16 protein-coding genes are annotated in these 23,258 nt (G+C 51.2%); 5 read left to right on the top strand and 11 right to left on the bottom strand.

Translation table 11 applies throughout. From position 1 onward, the window contains the following. Nucleotides 1-252 precede the first annotated feature (252 nt). From ACOQPM_RS08520 to ACOQPM_RS08485, 8 genes are all read right to left on the bottom strand, one after another. Nucleotides 253-1,275: a diguanylate cyclase domain-containing protein gene (locus ACOQPM_RS08520; protein WP_420628825.1), complete on the bottom strand. Its 1,023-nt coding sequence runs from the start codon at nucleotides 1,273-1,275 to the stop codon at nucleotides 253-255. A 281-nt stretch (nucleotides 1,276-1,556) separates the two neighbouring features. Beyond that, a complete protein-coding gene (locus ACOQPM_RS08515; RefSeq protein ID WP_420628823.1) occupies nucleotides 1,557-3,917 on the bottom strand; it encodes a response regulator in 2,361 nt (786 codons plus the stop codon). A 346-nt stretch (nucleotides 3,918-4,263) separates the two neighbouring features. Then, entirely contained in the window at nucleotides 4,264-5,688 is a 1,425-nt protein-coding gene (locus ACOQPM_RS08510) for a hypothetical protein (RefSeq protein ID WP_420628822.1), read from the bottom strand. Nucleotides 5,689-5,832: 144 nt separating this feature from the next. Continuing rightward, nucleotides 5,833-7,722 carry a VanW family protein gene (locus ACOQPM_RS08505; protein ID WP_420628821.1) on the bottom strand — a complete coding sequence of 630 codons (1,890 nt, stop codon included), beginning with the start codon at nucleotides 7,720-7,722 and terminating at the stop codon, nucleotides 5,833-5,835. Between the two features lie 179 nt (nucleotides 7,723-7,901). Beyond that, a complete protein-coding gene (locus ACOQPM_RS08500) occupies nucleotides 7,902-9,005 on the bottom strand; it encodes a phospholipase D-like domain-containing protein (protein WP_420628820.1) in 1,104 nt (367 codons plus the stop codon). Nucleotides 9,006-9,051: 46 nt separating this feature from the next. Next, nucleotides 9,052-9,498, bottom strand: a complete 447-nt coding sequence (locus ACOQPM_RS08495) for a hypothetical protein (RefSeq protein ID WP_420628819.1) — start codon at nucleotides 9,496-9,498, stop codon at nucleotides 9,052-9,054. Further along, nucleotides 9,479-9,826 carry a hypothetical protein gene (locus tag ACOQPM_RS08490; protein ID WP_420628818.1) on the bottom strand — a complete coding sequence of 116 codons (348 nt, stop codon included), beginning with the start codon at nucleotides 9,824-9,826 and terminating at the stop codon, nucleotides 9,479-9,481. The genes ACOQPM_RS08495 and ACOQPM_RS08490 overlap by 20 nt, the downstream gene beginning before the upstream one ends. Before the next feature lie 68 nt (nucleotides 9,827-9,894). Beyond that, nucleotides 9,895-12,450, bottom strand: coding sequence for a helicase HerA domain-containing protein (locus tag ACOQPM_RS08485; protein ID WP_420628817.1), 2,556 nt, complete (start codon nucleotides 12,448-12,450; stop codon nucleotides 9,895-9,897). A 190-nt stretch (nucleotides 12,451-12,640) separates the two neighbouring features. Here ACOQPM_RS08485 and ACOQPM_RS08480 point away from each other — a divergent pair, with 190 nt between their 5' ends. Together ACOQPM_RS08480 and ACOQPM_RS08475 are read left to right on the top strand one after the other, a co-directional pair. Then, nucleotides 12,641-13,858 carry a hypothetical protein gene (locus ACOQPM_RS08480; protein WP_420628816.1) on the top strand — a complete coding sequence of 406 codons (1,218 nt, stop codon included), beginning with the start codon at nucleotides 12,641-12,643 and terminating at the stop codon, nucleotides 13,856-13,858. Between the two features lie 21 nt (nucleotides 13,859-13,879). Next, entirely contained in the window at nucleotides 13,880-14,350 is a 471-nt protein-coding gene (locus ACOQPM_RS08475; RefSeq protein ID WP_420628815.1) for a hypothetical protein, read from the top strand. Nucleotides 14,351-14,466: 116 nt separating this feature from the next. Here ACOQPM_RS08475 and ppdK read toward each other — a convergent pair whose 3' ends face one another. Next, entirely contained in the window at nucleotides 14,467-17,151 is a 2,685-nt protein-coding gene (gene ppdK, locus ACOQPM_RS08470; protein WP_420628814.1) for a pyruvate, phosphate dikinase, read from the bottom strand. 276 nt (nucleotides 17,152-17,427) lie between these two features. Beyond that, the gene (locus ACOQPM_RS08465; protein WP_420628813.1) at nucleotides 17,428-17,859 is read right to left on the bottom strand and encodes a hypothetical protein; all 432 of its coding nucleotides are present in this window, start codon (nucleotides 17,857-17,859) and stop codon (nucleotides 17,428-17,430) included. A gap of 98 nt (nucleotides 17,860-17,957) precedes the next feature. Here ACOQPM_RS08465 and ACOQPM_RS08460 point away from each other — a divergent pair, with 98 nt between their 5' ends. After that, on the top strand, nucleotides 17,958-18,854 hold the full coding sequence (locus ACOQPM_RS08460; RefSeq protein WP_420628812.1) for a carbohydrate kinase family protein: 897 nt from the start codon (nucleotides 17,958-17,960) through the stop codon (nucleotides 18,852-18,854). 117 nt (nucleotides 18,855-18,971) lie between these two features. Here ACOQPM_RS08460 and ACOQPM_RS08455 read toward each other — a convergent pair whose 3' ends face one another. Further along, the gene (locus ACOQPM_RS08455; RefSeq protein ID WP_420628811.1) at nucleotides 18,972-19,430 is read right to left on the bottom strand and encodes a hypothetical protein; all 459 of its coding nucleotides are present in this window, start codon (nucleotides 19,428-19,430) and stop codon (nucleotides 18,972-18,974) included. 198 nt (nucleotides 19,431-19,628) lie between these two features. Here ACOQPM_RS08455 and ACOQPM_RS08450 point away from each other — a divergent pair, with 198 nt between their 5' ends. Together ACOQPM_RS08450 and ACOQPM_RS08445 are read left to right on the top strand one after the other, a co-directional pair. After that, nucleotides 19,629-20,804, top strand: coding sequence for an alpha-hydroxy acid oxidase (locus ACOQPM_RS08450; protein ID WP_420628810.1), 1,176 nt, complete (start codon nucleotides 19,629-19,631; stop codon nucleotides 20,802-20,804). Nucleotides 20,805-21,488: 684 nt separating this feature from the next. Continuing rightward, nucleotides 21,489-23,249 (top strand): GAF domain-containing protein, encoded by a 1,761-nt coding sequence (locus ACOQPM_RS08445; RefSeq protein ID WP_420628809.1) that lies wholly within the window; start codon nucleotides 21,489-21,491, stop codon nucleotides 23,247-23,249. Nucleotides 23,250-23,258 lie beyond the last annotated feature (9 nt).

The raw sequence follows: 23,258 nt of genomic DNA, 5'->3' as shown, positions 1-23,258 counted from the left end.
CCATAGCTTACTGCAAGGCAAACGGCCGTGCCGTTATGGTTATGTGACAGTTATGTGATGGCTGTTAAATAGTTGTGAATAGGGCGTGAACAGACACTCTTGTGAAAATATGTTCAATTGCTAGTTGACAGCGTACACCAGTCTGGCTAACGCCCACATGAGACGTTTGTCCCGAAGCTCGTAAGCGGGGCGTGAATTTATGGGAAATAATGACTGTTGGGGAGGAAAACGGCCGAAAATCTTCTGCTTTGGTTACTCAATCGAATCATCTAACTCGAGCGGAGTTTCTGGCTCTAGGAGATCATCAAGCTCTTTAGACCAGGGTGTATCTGGATTGTCCAGCAAGAGCCCGGTATGATACAGTGAGTAGTTAGCCTTCCCACTCATTTTAACGTGGTACATGGCGATGTCGGCATCCTTGAGCAAATCTTTGGCTCGCTCATAATGGCGCGTATTGAGGGTAACGCCAATGCTGGCACTGATCTCCACGATCTTGTCAAATAAGCGAACGGGGGACTGCAAATTTGCTTGAATGCGCTTGGCTACCTCATGGGCTATTTGCACATCTTCAATATTGTCTAGCAAAATTACAAATTCATCACCGCCCAGGCGGGCGACCACGTCGCTGGCGCGGATAGATGCCAGTAAGCGCTCAGCGACGGTTTTCAGCAACTCGTCGCCATAATGATGGCCAAAAGAGTCATTTATCTCTTTGAAATAGTCTAAATCAATAAACAGCAAGGCCAAAAGATAGCCTTCAGATTGCTTGGCTCGCTCCACTGCCATTTCTAGCTGCCTTAAAAAGTTGGTTCTGTTTGGCAACTCAGTTAGGGGATCATGCAGCGCAAAATGGCGCAAGCGTTCTTCACTGGCGCGTAATGTTTCCTGGATGCGCTTGCGCTCAATAGCATAATGCAGGATGCGGTTGAGATATCGGCCGTTAAACTGACCTTTTACCAAATAATCTTGTGCACCTAGCTGTACGGTTTTAAGAGCCACTTGCTCGTCATCTAGGCCGCTTAAAATGACAATGGGTAAATGGGCAGCCTTCTCATTTACTTTGGTGAAGGTATCAAGCCCATTGCTATCCGGCAGAGAGAGGTCTAGGAGAATAACGTCAATTTTGTTCTTAGAAAGGACGCGGAAGGCATCCTGCAATGTCTCTACACTTTTGATTGTGTAGCTAGTTGTAGGGCCTTGCTGGATGATTTTGTGTAGGAGTTTGATGTATAACGGGCTATCTTCTATGAGAAGAAGCGTGAGAGCATCAGACATGATATTATCGTAATTGGCTTAGGGTTTTTCATTAAGTGAATATTTGTAAACTTTTTACGCGCTGCTACCAAAGGTAACGCGATTTCAGAAGTTATAAAACCTTTTTCATAATGATTTAGTCGTCGTTTGTTATAAAATGTCACAAAATCGTTTTTGCGCTCTCGTGTGCGATAAACAGCAGTTGCGAAGCCATATTTACATAATCCTTACTACTAAAAAGCCCTTTAAATGGCTTGTCCAGCTTGCCTGTTAGGGGCGTGTGTGCTGAATTGAGAAAGTTATCAAATGGCGAAAGCCATATCTGACGTGGATATTTCCGCATGGACATAGAGGGGGAACTGGACAGTGAAGCAGGTTCCTTTCCCAACTGAACTAGCCACTTCAATTTGGCCATTGTGCTGCTCGACAATTGATTTGACGATAGCAAGACCAAAGCCGGTACCTTCTATGGTTTTTGTCGCTTCGTTACTAACCCGGTAGAAGGAGTCGAAAACGTGAGGCAGGTCATCGGCAGGGATGCCCATGCCATCATCCTGGACATGAATGCGAACCTGATCGTCCTGGACATCAGTAGAGATAGTGATACGGCCGTTTTCGGGCGTGTATTTTACGGCATTGTTTACCAAATTACGGAATACCTGTTGCAGCCGCAATCTTTCCCCCTGAATTTGCAGCAATTCGGTATCGGCCGTCAAATTTAGATCTAATGACAGTTTCTTTTCATCTGCCTGTGACAAAAACTCATCATAAATTTCCTGAAGCATGGGAGCCAGTTCAACAGATTGTTGCTTCAGGCCAACCTGCAAATTGACACGAGATAAATCCAGAATGTTTGTGACTAATTGGTGCATCTGCGTTGCTTGGTATTCAATGCGCTCCAAGATTTTTGTTTGCTGGGGGCTGAGCGGTCCTATTCGCTTTACCAAATTACTGCTGAGCAACATCGAGGCAATTGGGTTTTTGAGATCATGAGAGGCAGCGGCAATGAACTCATTCTTAATCCGCTCTAGCTCTTTAAAGTGAGTGATGTCGTGTAGCACAATCACGCTACCGCCTTCAACAACGGAGGTCACCTGTGTTTGGAAGGTGCGATTCCCTGGCCAGGCCAGTTCTGTTTGCTGCAAAGTTCCCGTTGTTTGAGCCTGTTGCGATAGAGTCATCAATTTATCGCTGGAGTCAGTAGCGGGCAGTGGTTGATTGAGACGTAATCTATCACGCACAAACAAGCGTTCGGCCGCTGGATTGGCTAGTTGTAGGTGATTACGGCCGTCTGTGACCAAAATTGCATCTTCCACGCCATGCAGAACAGCTTCCAAACGTTTGCGCTCCTGCTCCACAGCCATGTATAGTTGGGCATTCTCTGCTGCAATCGCGGCTTGGCTGCCAATTGCCTGCAATAAGACTTGATGATCGGCCGTAAACTGGTTGGGTTGTGTGTGCGTCAGTGTGAGAACGCCAATAACATCATGGCGACCCAGCAAGGGTACGGCAATTGCCGAACGCGTGGAGCCATTATCTGTTTTCAGCCAACGGGGGTCATTTTCTGTATCCATGATAACCACCCCTTGCCGAGAGGTGGTAACGTGGGAAATAAGCCCGTCTTCTACCAAACGTTTTTGGGCGTCTTCGCCCAGAGACACCAACTCTCCATTGGCAAAAAGTCTTTGAAAAACCGACCCATCAGGCTGGAAGATGGCCAAATGGCTGTTGGCACCATTCATAGCCAGGGCTGTACGTTCCAAAACAATCTTGGCCAACTCCGCCAAATCCAAACGCGCACTTAAATCCTGGGCAATTTCTGGCAGCAGAGCCAGTTCACGATTGCGCTGTCTCAGCGTATCCTCGGCACGCTTTACGCGTAGCTTGGTGCGAATGCGCGCACTGAGTTCATGCCAATCAATGGGTTTCACGATGTAATCATCGGCACCCAAATTAAGACCCGCCTGAATATGATGGGGTTGCGTGCGAACGGCCGTTACCATCAAAACCTGAATATGCTTCGTCCGTGAATTTGCCCGGATTTCTTTTAAGACTTCAAATCCGGTTTTGCCAGGCATATTAACATCCAGCAAAATCAGGTCGGGTACAAGCTCCCAGGCTTTTTCTAACGCTTCCAGACCGTCATCGGCCGTAAAATAGGTATAGCCCTCATCCGCCAAGCGGGTAGACATGAGTCGCAAATGATCCGAGTCGTCGTCAGCAACTAGAATTTTGAACTTCTCTTTGGTAGGTTCTGCCGGGTGAACGATTGGTGTTTCTGGGGCACCGTGCAGCGTTTCATTAACAAGGGCACGAACTTTTTCGGGGTCTACTGGCTTAGTCAGATATTCATCAACCTGTAGATGGCGCGCCGTGGCGGCCAGCCCCTCAGTGTCATAAGCAGTAATTAAAATTGTTTGCTCTGGGGATGAGCTGCTCTTTTTTTGTAGCTGTTCGATTAATTCCAGGCCGTTCATACCCGGCATCAGAAAATCGGTGATCACCACCTGAACAGGCTGATTCTCAACCAATGCCAATGCTTCTTCGCCATTATGAGCTGTAAGAACCTCAACATGCGAGCCTAAGCCGCGCAATACCTGGGCGAGAATGAAAGCAGCATTGGGATGATCATCTACAATTAAAATGCGGGTAACTCGTTTCATGATCCTCTTCTTTTCCCAAAGAGATAAATTGCATCATCGTTTTCATTAAAGCTAAAATCGTACTATCAGGATAGCGTAAAGGAGCACCAGTACCATTACTGTTCTGTGATAGTTATGTGACAGCACACTCTGGTACCGTAGTAATCAGCGGTTTGCTAATGTCAATTTCTTTGAGCTGTTAGAAGATGTTTTTGCAAGTAGTCAAACAGGTCAGCCGGTTTTACTGTGCCTGTTGCCGAAATGGATACAGATCGGTGGCAAACACCTATTTTGTATGAAATCACCAGACGGTAACTTGTGCATTCATTCATATGCAAGTTCTGATCGCATCTTCATCCCCTCACTCTCACTCTAAAAACCACACCATCGCCGTTTCATCTGTCTTGAAAAAATCTAATAGCGTGCGCGCAACTTTGTCGCGGGCGGGGTCGCCGGGGTGAGTGCCGTCGTCGGCAAAGTCGCTGCACGGCCAAGTGAGGCCATCGCTGCGGGGGGTGAGGCCGTCGGCCCAGAGGTAGGGTCCCCAGGCCAGCCAGGGCGCGGCTACGGTTCCCAGCGCTGCATCATAATTTAGCTGCGGTTCGCCATTGATTTGCGCCTCGATGAGCCACTTGACGGCAAAGCCGGAATGATAGGCAATCGGTTCCGGGTTGAGCGGCCCAGTGGCGTAGCCACCGTAAATGCGGCTGGAGAGGTAGACAATTTTCACGTTAGGGTAGCGTATCTGCACAATTTGGATGATGCTTTGCAGCTGCGCCTGCAATATTTGTGGCTCCTGGGGGAATGGTTCGTTTTTTATCCCGCCGCGCGCCTGTTTGAGCCACACCACCTGCACTTGGGCGGGCGTCAGGCCATTGTCAGTTAGCCGCTGATCCAGCACTTGCCAATATTCTGCATCGGGGTTTTCGGCCAGCTTGTTAGAAGTCCACCCCCCTTGTGCCCCGTTTACAATCACCACTGCGTCATTTTTGGCAGGGTCATCGTTGGCGAGGCGCAAGAAGCTGTTGAACTCTAGCGCGGTGTTGGACATCCCCACGGAGATAAAGCCAATTTTGCCAGCGGGGTCAGGCGAACCGTCGGCGGCGAGGGGTTGGATGGCTTGTGCCTGGGCTAACCCAGCGGCAAGATGCGCGGCAGGCGGCGCGTTTTGGCCGTTGGGGTAGAGGCCGCCTTGCTGCCCCATGTACAGATTGGTACCGAGGTCGGTGAGCGGCACGAGGCCGACACTGGTTTGGCTGCAGCCCACAAGTGGGATGGGGGTGACGGCGTTGGGGTTGGTAGTTGTGGTGCTGCCATTATTGCTAAATGAGACGGTTTGCAACGCTGTCAGGCAGGTGGCTAGTTCATCTAAATCTTGGGCTAAAGCGGCCGTTTCACAAGTGCGTACGGCCGTCTTCAACCCCATCACCAAATTCTCCCCAGCCGCAGGCAGGACAAGGCTCTCTAGCGCCAGTCGGTTTGCCTGAATGAACGCCGCCTGCACTGCTACATCGCCCGCCCACTCCGGATCGTCTGGGCGAGGGAAGGTTAATAGTTGCTGCTGCGTTTGCACCAGGCCAATGACCTCTGTTTGCACCTGCTGGAGTAGGGTAATGAGCTGGGCACGACCCTGTGGCTGTGCCAGGGTGATAGTTGGGAGCGGAACAGGAGTTGGCGTGGGAAGCGTGGTGGCGGTGGGGCTTGTCGTCGGAGGAACGGCCGTTGCTGTCTCCGTTGGGGTAAGGGCAGTTGGCGTAGGAGGCGAATTAGGTTGCGAAACGGACGTTGGCACAACTGCCACATCCTGCTGGCAACCAACCAGCACCAGCCACCAGCATCCAACCGCTAAAAAAACAATTTGACGTAAAAATCTAGGAATATTGGCCACGCCAGAAGAATATCAAAGATTTCGCAGATTTGACAGATTTTTATCTACTTACTTATCGTCTTCTGGCACCAGATGGTAGCTAAACGGCTCCACCTCGGGGCCGTAGTGGAAGACGTTGGGGACGGGGATGTAGTTACTCACGAAGGTACGATCTTCAATAAGCTGCCCATCGGCATTGTAAACGAGGCGGCGCACCGACACATCGGCACCTTCTGTAGCCCAATCAATCTTTTCCACCGTGCCTGGCTCTACCGTTTCTACAAACTCCCAGCGATCCTGATCAGACCCCGGCACTTCGGTGACATTGGCCCAAACCGGGTCTTCTTTCACCACCGTGCGCCCCAGGCTAGTGCTGTAAAATTTAAAGGTGAGTGCTTGGTTTTCCTCGCTGAAATAGTTCTCGATGAGCAGATGGTGGGGGGTGTTGTTGATAAACTTCATATCAATATTGATGTTGCCATCGTTAAAGACGGTAGCATCCATGCCGTGCCCTGCGCCGTCGCGGTAGTAGCCTAGCATGTAACCATGCGGCAACCGTTCGGTGATGGGGAAACCTGCGAAGAAGGCGGTTTGGTAGAGCGTGGTGCTCACCTGGCAAACACCCCCGCCAATGCCCGTGATGGTTTGTCCGCCAACAATAATCAACCCTTCGGTGAAGCCGTCTGCTTCGGTGATGCTGCCCAAATAATCATTGAAGGAGAATTCTTCGTAAGGGGCGATGACGATGCCGTAAAAGTTGGCAGCGGCCGTAGCAATGTTGTGTTTGCGGGCGTCGGAGGAGCCAGAGAACCAAGTGGTGGTCTGGGTAATCAGTTCGGTAATGCCCAACTCTGCAGCGGTGGCGGTGGAATTGGCCAGCGGCACAATATCTTTCACCACAAAGGGGATGGAGCGATTGGGCGTGTTCACCTGGGTTTTGAACTGCTCAATGGTGGCTTCGATGTCGAGTTCACGGCCGTTTACATGCGGCGCGACCAAAACCAGCTCCTCTGTGCCATCGTCAAAATAGTAGCGTGCGTTCACGGGGTCGCGGAAAATCTGCGCTTCAAATTGGCGTAGCCAGTGGCGCACGGCGTTTTCATCCACAAAAACATTGTGGGCAGCACTGCTGCTAGCCGATTCAGCCACCTCAACCCGCACCCACGCCGCCAAATCTTCTTGGCTCAAAGTGATGGGAGCCAGATCAAGCTCATCGAGCGGCTCTTCCAGGTAAAAGGTGACAGGGCTACCCAACACCTGCTGAATCTCGGCGGCGGCGTTGCCAGCGTCGAACACGGCGGGGGCCACTTCATGCACGAGCAGTTCCACCTGCGCCGGGCGGAAGTTGGTGAGGGGCATGATGACGCGATTGCGAACGTCGGCCACGTCCATGAAACGACCCGGCTGCCCAGCAGCGTAGCTGGTATCGCTGCCGCTCAAGTTGAAGGTGGCGCTCACGGGCGGCATGTTGATTTCGGTGGCGAGTTCGGCCAGGGCGCTGTCCAGCTTGCTTTCATCCAAAATGAGGACGGGGGGGACGGAACGGCCGTAATACCAACTTTCATACATCTCCTGGGCCTGAGCCATCGGGCCACCGCTGCGCCCTAGTTGGTAAGCGGTTTCTACTGTCTGGGCCACATCGAAGGTGAGGCCGAGTTCGCTGGGGGTTTTGGCAAATTGCTGCCCGGTTTCTGGATCGACAAAGATGATTTGCTCGCTACTGGCGTAGCTAAAATGTTGTGTGAGGGCAGTTTCGGCTTCGGCAACTTCCATGCCGCTGAGGTCTACGCCCATAACACTAATGCCGGTGAAGATACGGCCGTTGTGCCGACTCTGATAGCTTACCAACACAATCGCCAAGGCCACAAAAAGCAGCAAAAAGCTACCCAAAATAGGGGCTAGAAAGAAGGCCAGATTGCGGCGTGTATTTGTTATTGGTTGGGGTGCTGTTGCTTGCATAAATTTCTCAGCGAACCAGTTTTCATCCAAAACTCGGCGCAATTATAGCGAAAACGACCGTCTATCCAGTGAATTATCATGGCAAATTACCATGTTCTAATGTGTGCCGCTCTCATTTGAGGCTCGGATGAGGAGTTTAGCGGTAGCCGTTTCCCCAAACCGGAATCTTGCTTACAAACTCACTCACCCACTTGGGCTTCGGTCCAGACGGTTTCAAATTCTTCTAGGAAGTAGCTAGCAAACTCCGGGTCATGCACGATGATGATGTTTTCGTCGTTGCGGCGGTTGGCGTTGTCGCTGAAGTTAAACGAGCCAAAAATAACGGTGCTGCGATCAATGATGAATACCTTATGGTGCATCACCTGCGGATTCCCATCGGTGAGGACGGCCACGTTAGCCAGCCGCGCCTGCTCCAGCAAGGTATAGTAGCTAAACGGCGCATTGGAACCAACGCGCTCAAACACGCCACGCACAATCACACCGGCATCTGCCCGCCCCAGCAACGCTTCCCCAATCTGCTCATCCGTAAAGGCGAACGCCATGAACAGAATTTCGCTTTCTGCCCGCGCTACCCGGCGGGAGATGATGAGGCTGATCTCTTTCTCTGGCCCGAAATAGTTTTCGACTTCGATGCCGCCAATGGAAAGGGATTCGTTGGGGGTATTTTCGGGCGAATCGGAGCCGAAAAGCTCGTCGTTGTACATTTCGTCCATTTCGGCGGTGTAGTTAGCGGCTAGGCGGGGCGAGTTGATGCGGACGATGTTGTTGTTGTTGCAGTAGACGCCATTGCTGGTGAAATTCATCGAGCCAAGCCAAGTGATACGGCCGTCTATCACCACAAATTTGTTGTGCATAAAAGCAGTTCGTTTGTCCTCGCGCACGCTAATGCCGTTGCGCCGCAGCCGATTGATGCTGCTGAGTGACGCATAATCCGTGTCTGTGACCACCCGCACCTCTACACCACGCGCCTCCAGCTCAATTAACGCCTGCACGATGGGTTCCACATCCAGATCAAAGGCAGCAATATCCACCCGCACCTCGGCTGTGAGCATGTCGCTTGCGATGTCCTCATCCAGACCGCCCACGCGCTCGCTTTCTGGCGGGCAGGTGGGGTTGGTAAAATAGATTTCGTACCAATCAGCCGGTGCACCCGAATCAACTACCGTGTCAATAATCGGTTCGCCTTCATCCAGGCCAAACTGCTGTAATAAGTCTTGCCCAAAAATGACCGACAAAACGGCCACAACCAGCACGAGAATCGCGCCGCCAATTTTTTTGTTCATGCAACTTCCTTAATTGCTGGAGACCTAACAGGTTTTAGAAAACCGGCTAGGTCTGGATGAGTGCCAACAGGTGTTGGAAAGCCGCTTCGCGGTCTTCTGTGTCGCGTGCCTGATTGAATTCACTAACGCGGCGCAAATTGTCGGGGCGGAGCGGCTGGTTGGTGAGCCAGCGTAGATTTTTCAGCAGGCGCGTCATCACATCATCCACCAAATCAAACTCTGGCGGTTTGCCAATGGTGCCGATGAGGTCATTAACGCCTGCCATGATGAGGTGAACGGCCGTGCTATCCTTTTGCAGCAGCGGGGTGGCATCTTCATCAGGGAGGCGTTGGGTGCGAACGGCCGTTTGCTCCACCTGCGCCATTCCCCACGCCAAAAGCTGCTCCGCTTGTACATCCACCAAGTTACTGCGCCAACCTGGATTATCCATAATTGGCACAAACCACAGTTTTAGCCGCGCACGAATTACGTCGTCATAAGCTACATTGTTCATCCAAAACACCCTCTAACTTTGCCAGCAGGCTAGCTTGCAAAGCGTCATCAAAAAATTGACAAGATTCTACAAAAGAGTGCATGGCCCGAGCTTGGTCGGCAACGCTCTGTTCGGCTCCCAAAATCCCATGAAGCTGGCGCAACGCTTGCAAAATTTCTGCCCGTTCTGCTAGCAGAAAGTTGAACTGCACATCGCAAGCCGGAATCGGCGGCGGGTAATTCACAATCTCATCAAAAATCCGCTGTTTTTCCTGCGTTAAATGCGCTTCAATAGCTTGCCAAAGGTCGGTTACCACCGTTTGAGTTTGGATTCCGAGGGTTGCAGACATTGTGTCATCTCTCTGTAGCCGCGCTTTCTTAGCGCGTTTTTTGCGCGGAAAGAATCCGCGGCCACGATTTATTCTTGGGCAAAGCCAGGCAGCAGAATGAAATCATCGTCGGTTTGGACGATATGGTGAGGCAGCCAGGCGACGCCAAAGAGCGTGGTGTTGATATTGCTCTTGGCAGGCGTGACGGGAAGGGTCGTCGTGTCCTGAGCAATCTCCTCCCACTTTTGCTTAATTTCTTGTAAGGCATCTTCCGCTTCTTCTTCTAGCTCAACAATGTCCTTCTGGTACTCCTCAATCTGGTCTTTCGACTCTTCGATATCGGCTTTGGCCTTGGCCGTCATGCGCCGCTTGGTCATGGAGGAGGAAACGCTGCGCCGCCGCTTGCTGAACAGGCTGAACAGCGTCTCGGCATGGGTCACAGCTTCCTCGCGCTTGCGCTGGGAATATTCGGCCTCGTCTTCCGCCAGTTCCCGCTCTTCCTTTTTTAGCTTGTTTTCCAGCGAATCAATTTTCTTTTCGTACTGCGCCGCCACCTTCTTGCTTTCGGCGTCCGATTTTTCTTTGGCGGCATCGGCACACTGTTCCGCGAAGTCACGTTCAGAAACGTTTGGCCCGCCGTAGATTTTGAGTCCTTCGTTGGCCTTTACTTCCACTTCTAGCCCTCGATAAATCCAGTCAGCAAAATCTTTTTTGAGGGCACTCAACGCTTTGGCATCATCAAGCGGCGCTTCTAACATTTGGAAGCGGGCATCCAGCGCTGGGGCGCGATCCAGTTGGCGATCATCAATGGCCTCGGATTCATAATCTTGCCAACGCACCACCCCGCGCCGATCTGGTTCTGGCACAACGGCCGTTTGCCACACTTCATGATCCAAATTGTAGCGACGGTTGCTAAAACGCACCGTCGCCTGAGCTAATAACACGGGTTGGTACAGAATGCCTGCTGATTTAGCCGATGTGGGCAGGGAACGGCCGTCTCGCTTCGCTGCTTCGCTAAGGGTCAAATTTTGGGGCAGGAAAAACTCTTCCGTCCGCCCAGGAATGCCCGGTTTGGCCGCCTCGCCTGGCAGGTCAGCTTCGGGCGCAGCCTCACGTATCGCCATCGAAGGTTTCGTATCATGAATAGCAGGCGTCGTCGCCGCCAACTGCTCACCACCCACTGACTGTTCGCTAAGCGGTCGCGAAGCGACATTACCGATTACTGGCAACTGATTACCGACTCCGGCAAGCGCATTCAACGCCGGAATCTGATCCCGCGTGACCGGCCCAGCCAAATAATTCATTGCCCAGCGGGTTTGGAAGAGGGATGGCTGTTTGTCGTGGACGTTCCGCAGCAAAAAAACCCGCTTGCCCAACGCAGAAATCAAATCATCGTAAACACGCCGGTCGAAGCCACCGCTGGCGGCCGTCGTCAGGCCATCCAGCAGCCGCGCCTTGTCTTGCTCCGTGCCCAGCTTGCCGATAAACCATGTCCCCGCGTTGGACAGCGCCTTGTAATCCACATCCACCGGATTTTGCGTGGCTAAAACCATCCCCACGCCGAAAGCGCGCGCCTGCTTTAGCATCCGCAGCATCGGCTCTTTGGAAGGCGGATTGGCAGTGGGAGGCAGGTAGCCAAAAATCTCATCAAAGTAAACGAGGGCGCGCAGCGTCGTGCTGCCCTTCTGCGCTCGCATCCAAGATTCCACGGCCGAATACAACAGCGTCACAAAAAACATGCGCTCGGCCTCGGAGAGGTGGGCGATGTAGAAGATGGTGTGGCGGGGACGGCCGTCTGGCTGGTAAAGTAAGCTGGCCACATCCAGCGGTTCACCCTCAATCCAGGCCTGGAACGCGGGCGAAGCCAAAATGTTGTTCAGCATCATCGCTAGTTCAAAGCGGTCTTTTTCCGGGAAGAAGGTGTTCACGTCAAACACGCCCAGCTTGGTAAACGGCGGCGACTGCGTTTGCATGATGAGCGAAGCCAGATCGAGGTCTTGCCCCTGGCTCCAGGCGTGCTCAAAAATATTGGACAGCAAAATGTGCTCACGCGCTCGTACCGGATCAATATCCTTAAGCCCCACCAGCCCCAGCAAAGCGGTGACGGTGCCGGAAATCTTCTCGCGCAGCAGTTCCCGGTTATCATTCCAAGAGATGTCTGGTGCCTTTAGCGAGGCCAAAATAGAGACCGGTAGTCCCGCATCTGAGCCGGGGGTGTAAATGGCAAATTGCGCGGAATCTTTGAGCTTTTGAATGCGCTCCGGCTGGATGTCCCACCCTGCCAGACCGTTGCGCCAGAGAGCGGCCGTTTCTTCTGCCGCCTGCTCTGCTGTTTTTCCCTCGCGTCGCGCTTCGTTGGCGTTAATCCACGGCTGGAAGTCTACCGGGGCTAAATTGGGGAAGTGCATCAGCGCATTGGTGATGTCCCCCTTCGGATCGATCATCAGTGCCGGGACGTTGTTCAGCGCCGCCTCTTCCAGCAAATCCAGGCAAAGCCCTGTCTTGCCAGAGCCAGTCATGCCCACGACGACGGCGTGGGTAACTAAATCATCTGGATCGTACAGTAGGGGAGTGTTGGTTTTCTCGTTCGTTTGCGCGTCTACCACGCGGCCTAAATAAAATTTTCCGTTGGTGTCTATCATCATTTCGCCTCCGCTAACAGTTTACCGCAAGATTGGGCTTCTGTGAAAAGATTTCAAGGTTAAGATTATGAACTGAAAAAAGTGTTTGGACAAAGTTGCGAACTCATATATTTAAAGTATCATGTACAAAGTTACTTTTCTCTTTGCCAGATTATCCGCTGTTTCGCAAACATTTTGATAAGGAGTTGAATTTATGAACGATTCCACTGAATTTACAGAATCACAAGACGTCCAACCTAAGGTTGGTAGCCGGGGTTTGTTAGATATCAAAACAACTCTATCCAATCCCGACCCAATGGCAGGAAGTGAATTTACTGTTTATGTATTGGTGACGAACCTGTTCGATGTGCCAATTTGGCCAATTCCACCAAAGGTGTTTCTTCCGAGTGAAATGAGACCAGTTTCTGCTCAAAGGGTTTTGGAAGATTCGGTAAAGAGCTTATCAAATTTACTTGAGCATATTGCTACAGGAAGTGTTTCGATTCCGACCGCATCTCGCTCACGTTTAGGTCGCTTCTTCGAACGAAAGAGGTCAAAAACCAAACATATCGTGCAAGCTTTAGCAGAACGCATTCTTAATTTAGAAAAAGAATTGCAAGAAGTGGAAGAAGATATTCATCAAATACAACTGGAAATTGAGCAAATAACAAGCGGAAAATCATGGTCAGAGCGTTTGGATATGATTAAGAACGATGAAACTCTGAGGCAATCATCAGAACGTGAGGCTGATTTAACTCGAAAAACAGAAATCTTGCGTGAAGAAATATCAAACCTCACAACACAAATTGTAACCTTAACGGATAGTACTGTGATAGTGGCAAATGGTGATCTGAAAATTGAAAATTTAAATCCTGCTTCAAGGTTGTTTGTGCAAGCATTAGGAGATGTAGAGATTTCATTAGCATCACCACAACTCGTCAGTCTTGAAAGCTCTCTAGAGCCGGGAACTCCCTTGCAACCTGGGAACACAGTTGTTTACAGCCTTGCCCTAACAACGAGAAGAACTATCTTATTCAGACCTATTCAATATACACTTCAATATTCAGTAAACTATTCATTTGAGGGATTTACAGGGCCTCAACAAACAAATATGGCTACACAACAAATGACAATCAGAGCGCCGATTATATCGGTCATGAGCGGAGCTATTCTCGGTGGATTGGCAGGATCATTTGTTAGAACATTGTTGCAAGACCCTGAGGAGATAGCATTTAGCAAGAGTTTTATGATACTATTGCTAATAGCTGTTATTTTAAGTGCAATATCCGTTGTCTTTCTGGCAAGAAAATCTGAAACACAAGCTTTGGTAACAGTTGAGGACTTCTGGGGCGGCATCGTTATTGGCTTTTTAGTAGGCTATACAGGTGTGTCATTCTTTGAAGAAAGTGTAATGGGAAAAGTAGGCTTATAATTATATTTGACGGTGAGTAAGATGAGTGAACCCGAAAAAACTCTCAATCCAAAAGAAGAAATAAAGAAACTTAGCCCATCAAAAAAGGTTAATGTTGGCGACGGAATCCAAATTCAAGGCGACTCAATAAGTGGCGATAAAATTTCTGTGGGAAATATTTCTGGCTCCTCTGGCTTAGCAATCGGTAGCGGTGCCTATGTGGTTGTTCATCATGGTAATGACACTTCGAAAATTAACCTTACTGATTATATGCAACAATTTATCGATCAAGAAAACTTGCCACCTGAAGATAAAGAAAATCTAATCGCTGGTATCACCCAAATTCAGGAGAATATCAGTTTGCATGATGGTTCTAATAGCGGTTTGCTCAATTTTTTCTTTCGCTATATTAAATCAATTTCTCCCTCAGTCTTCGATATTTTGGGGAACCGAATATTGACGCAAGAAAATATATCTCCAGATGTAAAACGGCTGGTAAAAGGGATTCTTTAATTCCAGGACTTGTATATTGCAAAAAACCTAACAAGTTTGGGCAAAAATTCTAGTTGCCTCAAGAGGAAACCTGTTAGGTTTGTGGAAGTCCAGGATAATTGAGCATCCAACTCCGTTTACAATTTCAGGGCAGCTTGGGCAGCGGCTAGGCGGGCGATGGGCACACGGTAAGGGGAGCAGCTCACGTAATTCAGCCCCACTTCCTGGCAAAAAGCGATGCTGCGTGGTTCGCCGCCGTGCTCACCACAAATGCCCACCTTCAATTCTGGCTTGGTCTGGCGACCTCGCTCCACGCCCAACTGCACCAATTGCCCCACACCATTTTGATCCAGCACCTGGAACGGATCGTCAGTGAGTAGCTTTTCGCTGACGTAATGGGAGAGGAAACGGCCGCTGTCATCCCGGCTCAGTCCAAAGGTCGTTTGGGTTAAGTCATTGGTGCCAAAACTGAAAAAGTCGGCGTGTTCGGCAATGCGGTCGGCCGTGAGCGCAGCGCGGGGTAGCTCAATCATCGTGCCAATGTGATAGTCCATCTTCATGCCGTAGGCTCCCAACACGGCCTCTGCCACTTGCTCTACAACGGCCCTTTGATGCCCCAACTCAGTTTGCACAGAGACCAATGGAATCATGATTTCTGGGTAAACGTTTATCCCTTTGGCCTGGGCTTCACAAGCGGCTTCCATAATGGCTCGCGTCTGCATCTCGGTCACTTCAGGATAGACCAATCCCAGGCGGCAGCCACGATGCCCCAGCATTGGATTGGCTTCTCGGAGCTGCTCTACGCGGTGCAAAAGCTGCTCTTTTTCCCAAATCTGGCGCAAAAGCTGGTCCATGTTGGCAAAAGTATCTACCTGCTGCGTTTTGAGCTTGAGCTCATACAGCTCCGCTTGCAGCTCTTCGAAGTTAGGCAAAAACTCATGCAGCGGTGGGTCTAACAGGCGAACGGTAACGGCCAGGCCATCCATTGCCTGGAAAATCTCTAAAAAGTCGTGGCGCTGGATAGGCAGCAGCTTGTCTAATGCCGCTTGCCGAGAGGCCAGATCGGTTGCCAAAATCATTTCTCGCATGATGGCCAGCCGCTCCTCGCCAAAAAACATATGCTCTGTGCGGCAAAGGCCAATGCCTTCTGCGCCAAAATTGCGGGCAACGGCCGCATCATGCCCTGTGTCAGCATTGGCGCGAACGTTTAGCTGGCGTAACGCATCTGCCCAGCCCATGAGGGTTTGGTAATGTTCACCTAGCTCTGGCTGCTTGGTTTCTACCTGCCCCAGCAGCACGGCACCTGTCGAGCCGTCAATCGTGATCCAATCACCACGCCCAACTTTGTGTTCGTGGGTGTAAAAGTAGCCTTTTTCTTCGCCAATCTCTATGTCACCGGCCCCAACAATGCAGGGGGTTCCCATGCCGCGCGCCACAACGGCCGCATGGGAAGTCATGCCGCCCCGTGCTGTGAGAATGGCTTCGGCAGCCGCCATGCCATGAAAGTCGTCGGGGCTGGTTTCGTGCCGCACCAGGATGACGGGATGGCCTTGCTCACTGTAGGTGACGGCCTCATCGGGCGTGAGCACCACTCGGCCAGAGGCCGCCCCTGGGCTGGCGGGCAGCCCCATGGCCACGATAGTGGCATCGGCGTCTGGATCCACGGTGGGATGGAGGAGTTGGTCTAGCTGATTGGCTTCTACGCGGAGAACGGCCGTTTCCCGATCAATCACCCCCTCAGCCACCATATCCACCGCAATGGCAACGGCCGCTGCCCCGGTGCGCTTGCCGGTGCGGGTTTGCAAAATCCACAACTTGCCCTGCTCAATCGTAAATTCAATGTCCTGCATGTCGCGGTAGTGAGACTCTAGCCGCTGGGTGATCTGCATGAGCTGGTCATATGATTTCGGCAACTCACCAGCCATTTTGTGGATGGAATTGGGCGTGCGGATGCCTGCGACCACGTCCTCCCCCTGGGCGTTGAGCAGATATTCGCCAAAGACCTTCTTCTCGCCCGTGGAGGGATTGCGGGTGAAGGCAACGCCCGTGCCGCTATCCCAGCCCATATTGCCGAAGACCATTGCTTGCACATTTACGGCCGTTCCCAAGTCATCCGGTATGCGGTGAATGCGACGGTACTCAATGGCGCGGCGCGTATTCCAGGAGTCGAAAACGGCCGCAATTGCCATACGGAGCTGCTCATACGGGTCTTGCGGGAATTCATCCCCGTGCCTGTCGGTGAAAACAATGCGCTTGTAGACGGCAATCAACTCATCTAGCTGCTCTTCGCTCAGGTCGGTGTCGCGGCCAGAGGCGGTTTGCGTTTTGAATCGTTCCAGAGCGCGGCTGAATTTTTCGTGCGGCACCTTCATCACGATGTTGCCAAACATGCTGATGAAACGACGATACGCATCCAAAGCAAAGCGGCGGTTTTGGGTAAGTTTGGCCAGCCCTTCCACAGTTTCATCGTTCAGACCCAGATTGAGCACCGTGTCCATCATGCCCGGCATAGAGACAGCTGCGCCAGAACGTACGGAGACTAGCAACGGATTTGCCTGGCCGCCAAATTGCTTGTTTGTGTCAGATTCCACTTGGGCCAGGGAGGTTTGTGCCTGCGACCACATGCCCTCTGGAAATTGTTGTTCGTATTGGGCATAGGCGTTGCACGCTTCGGTTGTGATGGTAAATCCGGGGGGAACAGGCAGACCTGCCTGCGTCATTTCGGCGACGTTGGCTCCCTTGCCGCCAAGCAAAGATTTCATCTCGGTGCGCCCTTCGGTGAAGAGGTAGACCCATTTGTGATCACGCTGCTTGTATAACATTCTAAACTCCTTATGCTAATTTAGTGGAATTGTGGACAAAATAGCTTTAGACTTGCGGGGATACGGCCGTTCTGCCAGCTATCTGATTTCATTATACAAGACCAGGTGGCCGCAATCGTGGGCAAAAAGCTCACAAATGTTCCAGCTTTGTAAAAGCATTTCCAGATTGAACAGGACTATTCATTCAGCGGCTGCGCTTACTACCAGAGAAAACGGCCTAATTGTTTGGCAAGGGTAGGGGTAAAAAGGAGGATTGACCGAGCGTGATGCTGCCATCTACGCGCCAGACGTGGACGGCCGTTTGGTGTTCAGCAACCAAATTTCAGCATGTTCAGTTTGGTAAAATACCTTCATTTCATAGGGAGAACGGAAAGCGCGCATCATAGAAAGAAAAAATGTGGCAATCTGCGACTGCATCTTGTTGTGAACAACTAAAGCCAAGTGACTGAGCCCACCCACCGTACCCAAATAGCGTTGGGCTTCAAACGTTGCTTCAATATCTTGACCCGATTCAATGAGCAAAAGAGCCTGGCCAGAGCTATCAATAGATTGCACATCGGCAACCAACTGTTTGGCATTTTCAAGATTAAGGGGCGTGAAATCTTTCATCGCCACATAGATGATACCATTTTCATGCAAGGATATACGGCCGTACGCTGCATCTTTTGTCTGTTTTGCCGCTTGGTCTGTTTTTTTCTCTTCAGACATAATTATTTGTTGCAAAAACGCTCTTTTTGTTGAGGGTATAGTTTAAAAGGGTATGATTTAGCGTCAATGTGACATCTGCCCCATCATCAAGAGGTATTATGGCTCAAATTTTAGTTTGTGGACACACCAATATTGAAACGACGTTAGCCGTGGAACAGTTTCCGGTTGAATATGTGCCCATGCGCTACCCATTTTTTGGCATTCAGACGGCCGTTGCCGGGGTAGGTTACAACATTGCCAAAGCGCTCACGACGCTGGGCAGCCGGGTCAATTTCCTAACAATGGTAGGAGATGATTTTTTCGGGGAACAGGTTAAGCATCAGGCGAAAGCAGATGGCATTTCCGGCAACTACATCGTGGCCAACATGCCCCAGACGGCGCAATCGGTCATTTTGTACGATAAGCAGGGCAAGCGGCAGGGGCACACCGATTTGAAGGATATTCAGGAACGGCCGTATCCTCCCGACCTTTTCCAGCAAGCCCTGCAAGACAGCGATTTAGCGATTTTGTGCAACATTAACTACACACGGCCGTTTCTAGCCCTGGCTCAGCAAGCAAACATCCCCATCGCCACAGACGTACACACCATTACCGACCTGGACGATGATTACAACCGCGACTACATGGCCGCCGCCACCATCCTCTTCATGAGCGACGAGCGGCTGCCCCTGCCGCCGGAGCAGTGGGCCAAAAAGGTGCAGCAAACATTTGGCACTGAGATTATAGTGATTGGTTTAGGTGCGAAAGGGGCGCTGCTGGCTGTGAAATCAGACAACTTCTGCGAACGGTTCCCCGCTGTGCAAACCCGCGCCGTTGTCAACACCATCGGCGCAGGGGATTCGCTGTTCTCCTCGTTCAACCACTTCTACCGCAAGAGTGGTGACCCATACACCGCCCTGCAAAAAGCAATTCTCTTCGCCTCCTACAAAATCGGCACAGAAGGCGCAGCCGCAGGCTTTTTAACCGAGGCGGCGCTAAATAAACTTGCTTTCTAACTAACATTCTCAAGAGCGGTTAAAAACCGCAGCTTCGCCGACTAGCAGCCAGACCGAGCAAACGGTCTTTGTTTAAGTTGCCGCAAATTCATTGGCCGGGAAGTGATGACAAACTCTTTATCGTTTTATGCGTGCCGCCTGACCCCGTAAATCTACAAAAATGGGGTGCAGGCAAGTGATCACCTCTGCCAGCCGATGGCTAAGTTGGGCTTGGTGGTCGGTAGTGTACGGTTCGGCGGGCACCACTTCATACACTTTGGCCCAGCCCTTGTCCCACATTTCGGCTTCAAACGATTCTCCCAGCGCGTCTTTAATCTCAAACAAGTGACGGCGGAACCCTTTAAGCAAGAAGCGATTGAGCTGCTTGTCGCCAGATTCAAAGTGAAAGCCAATCTCCCAAGCTTCGCGTCGTGCCACCCGCGACAGTTCATAATGCAAACGTGCCTCACCAAAATGAAACTGGATAAGCCAACGCCACGGCTGCCGTACCTGAATCCCTCGTAGGGGTTCAGGCAAGCGAGTTATAACCAGTTCGGGGAGTGTTTTGAGAAATTGGGTTTGGGAGAGTTTCGCCATCGCTTGTCAGTATCATATCATCACCTTATAGACGGATCAAAAGATTTATGACCATCAAAACCTACTGCGCCGAGTTGTACTAAACGGAGGTCTTTGCACACATTTCATAGATGAGCCAATATATATGGGTACGCCCATCCTAATACAAGATGGCGCATTATGAAAATGATAGTGATCTATTACCTGTAAAGTAGGATTATGTCAACAATATTACCCGACCAACTCGCCAAATATCCAGCTATTAGCGACCTGAGAAAGCGAGCCAAACGCAGACTGCCGCTCGTTGCGTGGGAGTATCTCGACATGGGTACAGGGGATGATGTCGCTGTCTCGCGCAATCGCACAGGGCTTGACAACGTAACGCTATTACCACAATTTCTCAAGGGGGAGCAGACGCAAAATACAGAGACAAAGCTTTTTGGCCGAACCTACGCTTTCCCTTTCGGTGTCGCGCCCATCGGCTTGACAGGGCTAATGTGGCCGAATGCTGAAATTATCTTGGCAAAGGCAGCGGCGCATTACAGCTTTCCCTACTGCCTCAGCACGGCCGCTACGCAAACGCCCGAAACGATTGGCACGGTCGTCGGCAATATGGGCTGGTTCCAGCTGTATCCGCCGCGTGATGAAGCGATTTGTGATGATCTCCTCAAGCGGGCGCGCGACAGTGGGTTTCATACACTGGTGGTGACAGCCGATGTGCCAGCCGCCAGCCGCCGCGAACGCGCTTCACGCGCCGGACTGCGATTGCCGCCGCGCATTACGCCACGCTTTGTGTGGCAGGCCGTGCGTCGTCCAGCGTGGGCGATTGCCACGCTGCGTCATGGTTTGCCTCGGCTTCGCATGGTCGAAAAGTACGTAAATAGCGAAGGGACTCTCAATAGCGCATCACTGACCAATGCGTCACAATTTGTTGGCGAACGGTTTGGCGGCACGCTATCCTGGGCATACTTGCAGCGCGTGCGTGATTTGTGGAATGGGCCGATTGTTCTTAAAGGGTTGCTCCATCCTAATGATACGGAGAAGGCAATAGGAATGGGCATTGACGGGATTGGCGTGTCAAATCACGGGGGCCGACAGTTCGATGGCGCACCCGCCGCGATTGATGCGCTTCCTGGCATTATGCAGCAGGTGGCCGGTCGGGCAGCGATTGTCTTCGACAGCGGTATGCGCTCTGGTCTTGATGTGATTCGCGCCCTGGCATTGGGGGCAGACTTTGTGCTGTTGGGGCGGGCGTTTATGTTTGGCGTGGCGGCATTTGGAGAGCAAGGTGGCGCACATGTGGCCGAAATTCTGCTGGCAGACCTAAAGACAAACATGGCACAACTTGGGGTAACGACCATTGAGGAAATTAAGCAGTTGCACCAAGAGACATAAGAGTACCCTAAAGGTTGAAAGAAGTTAGGAGGCATAAAACATTTAAGAACAGCGACCTTGACCAAGCGATTGAGCAAATTAATGAAAGCCTTGCCCTTATCCAAAAAGAAGACCCTTTTACACTGGCTCGCGCTTTAAACATTCAAGGGCTCATTGCCAGAAACCAAAACCGGCACGAGGCTGCGCGGGCTTATTTGGAGTGGAGTTATGAAACGGCCGTCTCCTCCCAACATCTCGGTTTGACAATCACAACCCTTAACAATTGGGAACCCGGGATTTGGAAGATGACGGAGTGGTAGCAGTTTGCGCTACCTTGTCTGGTTCTGCTACATTGTTTTCTCGTTTTTATTGGCGACAGTTTATTTGGAATACGGCCGTAAAACCACCCTGCACTATCCAGACCCTCAGGGTTTAGTATCCAATTCGTGCAAGCAGTCTAACGCGAAAAATCCTGAGAATCTCCAACAACAGTGACCCCACTTTTTCACGCAATTTATGCGTAGCAGCTCCCCAGAATTGATTACAATGAACTCCGTTGGCTCTGCGTTGTGATGAACAATGTCAGTTCTTCTTGCTAAATCAAATTGATGCACACCGTTGCGGCCTACAAGGATGAAAGCAGTTAAGAATTTCAGGGCTTACGCAATTTGGTTTGTGTAAATCCTAAATTTTCAGGAAAAAACCATGTCCAATCAACTTATTGAAAGACACGAAGCCCGACTTGCCGCCCTTTACGAAGTGAGTTCTCAGTTAGGCAAATCGCTCGATTTAGGGGAAGTGCTTAACCAAGTAATGGATTCTATCATCCAGCTAACCGGGGCGGAACGCGGCTTTTTAATGCTGTACGACTCAGAAAACGGCGATTTACAAACCCGTGCGGCTCGTAACTTCGATCAGGAAACCATTGAAGCCGATGCTACCAATATTAGCCGTACCGTTATTGAGCGGGCCATTAACACGGGCGAAGGCATCTTGTCTAGCAACGCTCAGGAAGATGATCGCTTCTCTGGTCGCGAAAGCGTGATTGGCTACCAACTGCGCTCCATCATGTGTGCACCACTACAGGTGCGCGGGCACACGCTGGGGGCTGTTTACGTAGACAACCGCCTTTTCAGCGGTGTTTTTGAGAAGGACGACCTGGGTCTGCTGGTCACGTTTGCGAACCAGGCGGCTATCGCCATCGAAAATGCTCGCCTCTTTACCCAAACCGACCAGGCTTTGGCGCGGCGCGTGGAGGAGCTCTCGCTCTTTCAGCGGATTGACCAGCAGCTAAACCGATCGTTGGAGCTAAACCAGGTTCTCAGCCTGTCGCTCAATTGGGCCATTGCCCTTACTAACGCAGCAGGTGGCTCGATTGGTCTGTTTGAAGATATAGAGAATGAGGACACTGGCATGTTGGACGGTTCACCGATTCGCATTTTACGGTTAATGGTTTTCCGGGGCGAGGAGGAGCATAGCGAAAGCCGGTTGGTTTCGCTTGACCATCCAATCGTGCAAAAAATCATGGCAGACGGCCGTTCTATCCTCACCAACGACGTTTCTGAAGAAGAGTCTGTAGATGGCACCCCCGCCAGTATGCAGTTGGCCGTTCCCATTCAGCAAGATGGCATCATCACCGGGCTGATCACTCTGGAAACGCAGCAAAACATCGAAATCAATCGGGAAGACATTGCCTTTGTAGAGCGATTGTCTGATCGAGCGGCCGTAGCCATTAAAAATGCCAAGCTGTATGAGGCGATCCAGGACGCTAACAAAGCCAAAAGTGAATTTATCTCGCTGGTAGCGCATGAACTGCGCGTGCCAATGACCTCCATCAAGGGGTATACCGATCTCATGAACGCCGGACTGGCTGGGCCACTCAGTGACCAGCAAAAGCAGTTCCTGGAAGTGATTCGCCGCAACCTCACCCGGATGACCTCGCTGATTAGCGACTTGTCGGACATCAACCATATTGAAAGCGGCCGTATGAAGTTCGATTTGCAGCCATTTGACCTGCGCGAAGTGGTGGCAGACGTAGCCGACAGCCTGCGCGAGCGCATTGCAAACCGCCAACAAACGCTGCACATTGAAATTGAAGATGATTTACCATTGATTTTTGCAGATTCCACCCGTATGGCTCAGGTTGTCTCTAATTTGATGAGCAATGCCAACAAATATACGCAGGATGGTGGGGAAATTGTGCTGAGGGCTTGGCCAAACGGCCGTTACGCCCACGTCAGCATCCAAGACAACGGGTTGGGCATCTCCGAAGAAAATCAGGAAAAACTGTTTACCCAATTTTTCCGCGCCGAAGACAAAGAAGTGCGCGAACAAGCCGGCTGGGGGCTAGGGCTTTCCATCGTGCGCCGCATGGTCGAGGCCCAAAACGGCGAAATTACCTTCGAAAGCATCTTAGGGGAGGGCAGTACATTTACTTTTACCATTCCTTTGGCTAATATGGAGTAGTGCATTAAT

The organism is Candidatus Leptofilum sp., from assembly GCF_965223525.1.
Lineage (GTDB): Bacteria > Chloroflexota > Anaerolineae > Promineifilales > Promineifilaceae > Leptofilum.
Note: the sequence above shows the minus strand (reverse complement) of the source record. Positions and strands in the feature narration are given on the sequence as shown.

Excerpts from the sequence above, each read along its gene's own strand:
- ACOQPM_RS08465 (WP_420628813.1), bottom strand. The coding sequence starts at position 17,859 with ATGTCTGAAGAGAAAAAAACAGACCAAGCGGCAAAACAGACAAAAGAT.
- ACOQPM_RS08515 (WP_420628823.1), bottom strand. The coding sequence starts at position 3,917 with ATGAAACGAGTTACCCGCATTTTAATTGTAGATGATCATCCCAATGCT.
- ACOQPM_RS08460 (WP_420628812.1), top strand. The coding sequence starts at position 17,958 with ATGGCTCAAATTTTAGTTTGTGGACACACCAATATTGAAACGACGTTA.
- ACOQPM_RS08455 (WP_420628811.1), bottom strand. The coding sequence starts at position 19,430 with ATGGCGAAACTCTCCCAAACCCAATTTCTCAAAACACTCCCCGAACTG.
- ACOQPM_RS08485 (WP_420628817.1), bottom strand. The coding sequence starts at position 12,450 with ATGATGATAGACACCAACGGAAAATTTTATTTAGGCCGCGTGGTAGAC.
- ACOQPM_RS08450 (WP_420628810.1), top strand. The coding sequence starts at position 19,629 with ATGTCAACAATATTACCCGACCAACTCGCCAAATATCCAGCTATTAGC.
- ACOQPM_RS08495 (WP_420628819.1), bottom strand. The coding sequence starts at position 9,498 with ATGAACAATGTAGCTTATGACGACGTAATTCGTGCGCGGCTAAAACTG.
- ACOQPM_RS08490 (WP_420628818.1), bottom strand. The coding sequence starts at position 9,826 with ATGTCTGCAACCCTCGGAATCCAAACTCAAACGGTGGTAACCGACCTT.
- ACOQPM_RS08445 (WP_420628809.1), top strand. The coding sequence starts at position 21,489 with ATGTCCAATCAACTTATTGAAAGACACGAAGCCCGACTTGCCGCCCTT.
- ACOQPM_RS08500 (WP_420628820.1), bottom strand. The coding sequence starts at position 9,005 with ATGAACAAAAAAATTGGCGGCGCGATTCTCGTGCTGGTTGTGGCCGTT.
- ACOQPM_RS08475 (WP_420628815.1), top strand. The coding sequence starts at position 13,880 with ATGAGTGAACCCGAAAAAACTCTCAATCCAAAAGAAGAAATAAAGAAA.
- ACOQPM_RS08520 (WP_420628825.1), bottom strand. The coding sequence starts at position 1,275 with ATGTCTGATGCTCTCACGCTTCTTCTCATAGAAGATAGCCCGTTATAC.
- ppdK (WP_420628814.1), bottom strand. The coding sequence starts at position 17,151 with ATGTTATACAAGCAGCGTGATCACAAATGGGTCTACCTCTTCACCGAA.
- ACOQPM_RS08480 (WP_420628816.1), top strand. The coding sequence starts at position 12,641 with ATGAACGATTCCACTGAATTTACAGAATCACAAGACGTCCAACCTAAG.
- ACOQPM_RS08505 (WP_420628821.1), bottom strand. The coding sequence starts at position 7,722 with ATGCAAGCAACAGCACCCCAACCAATAACAAATACACGCCGCAATCTG.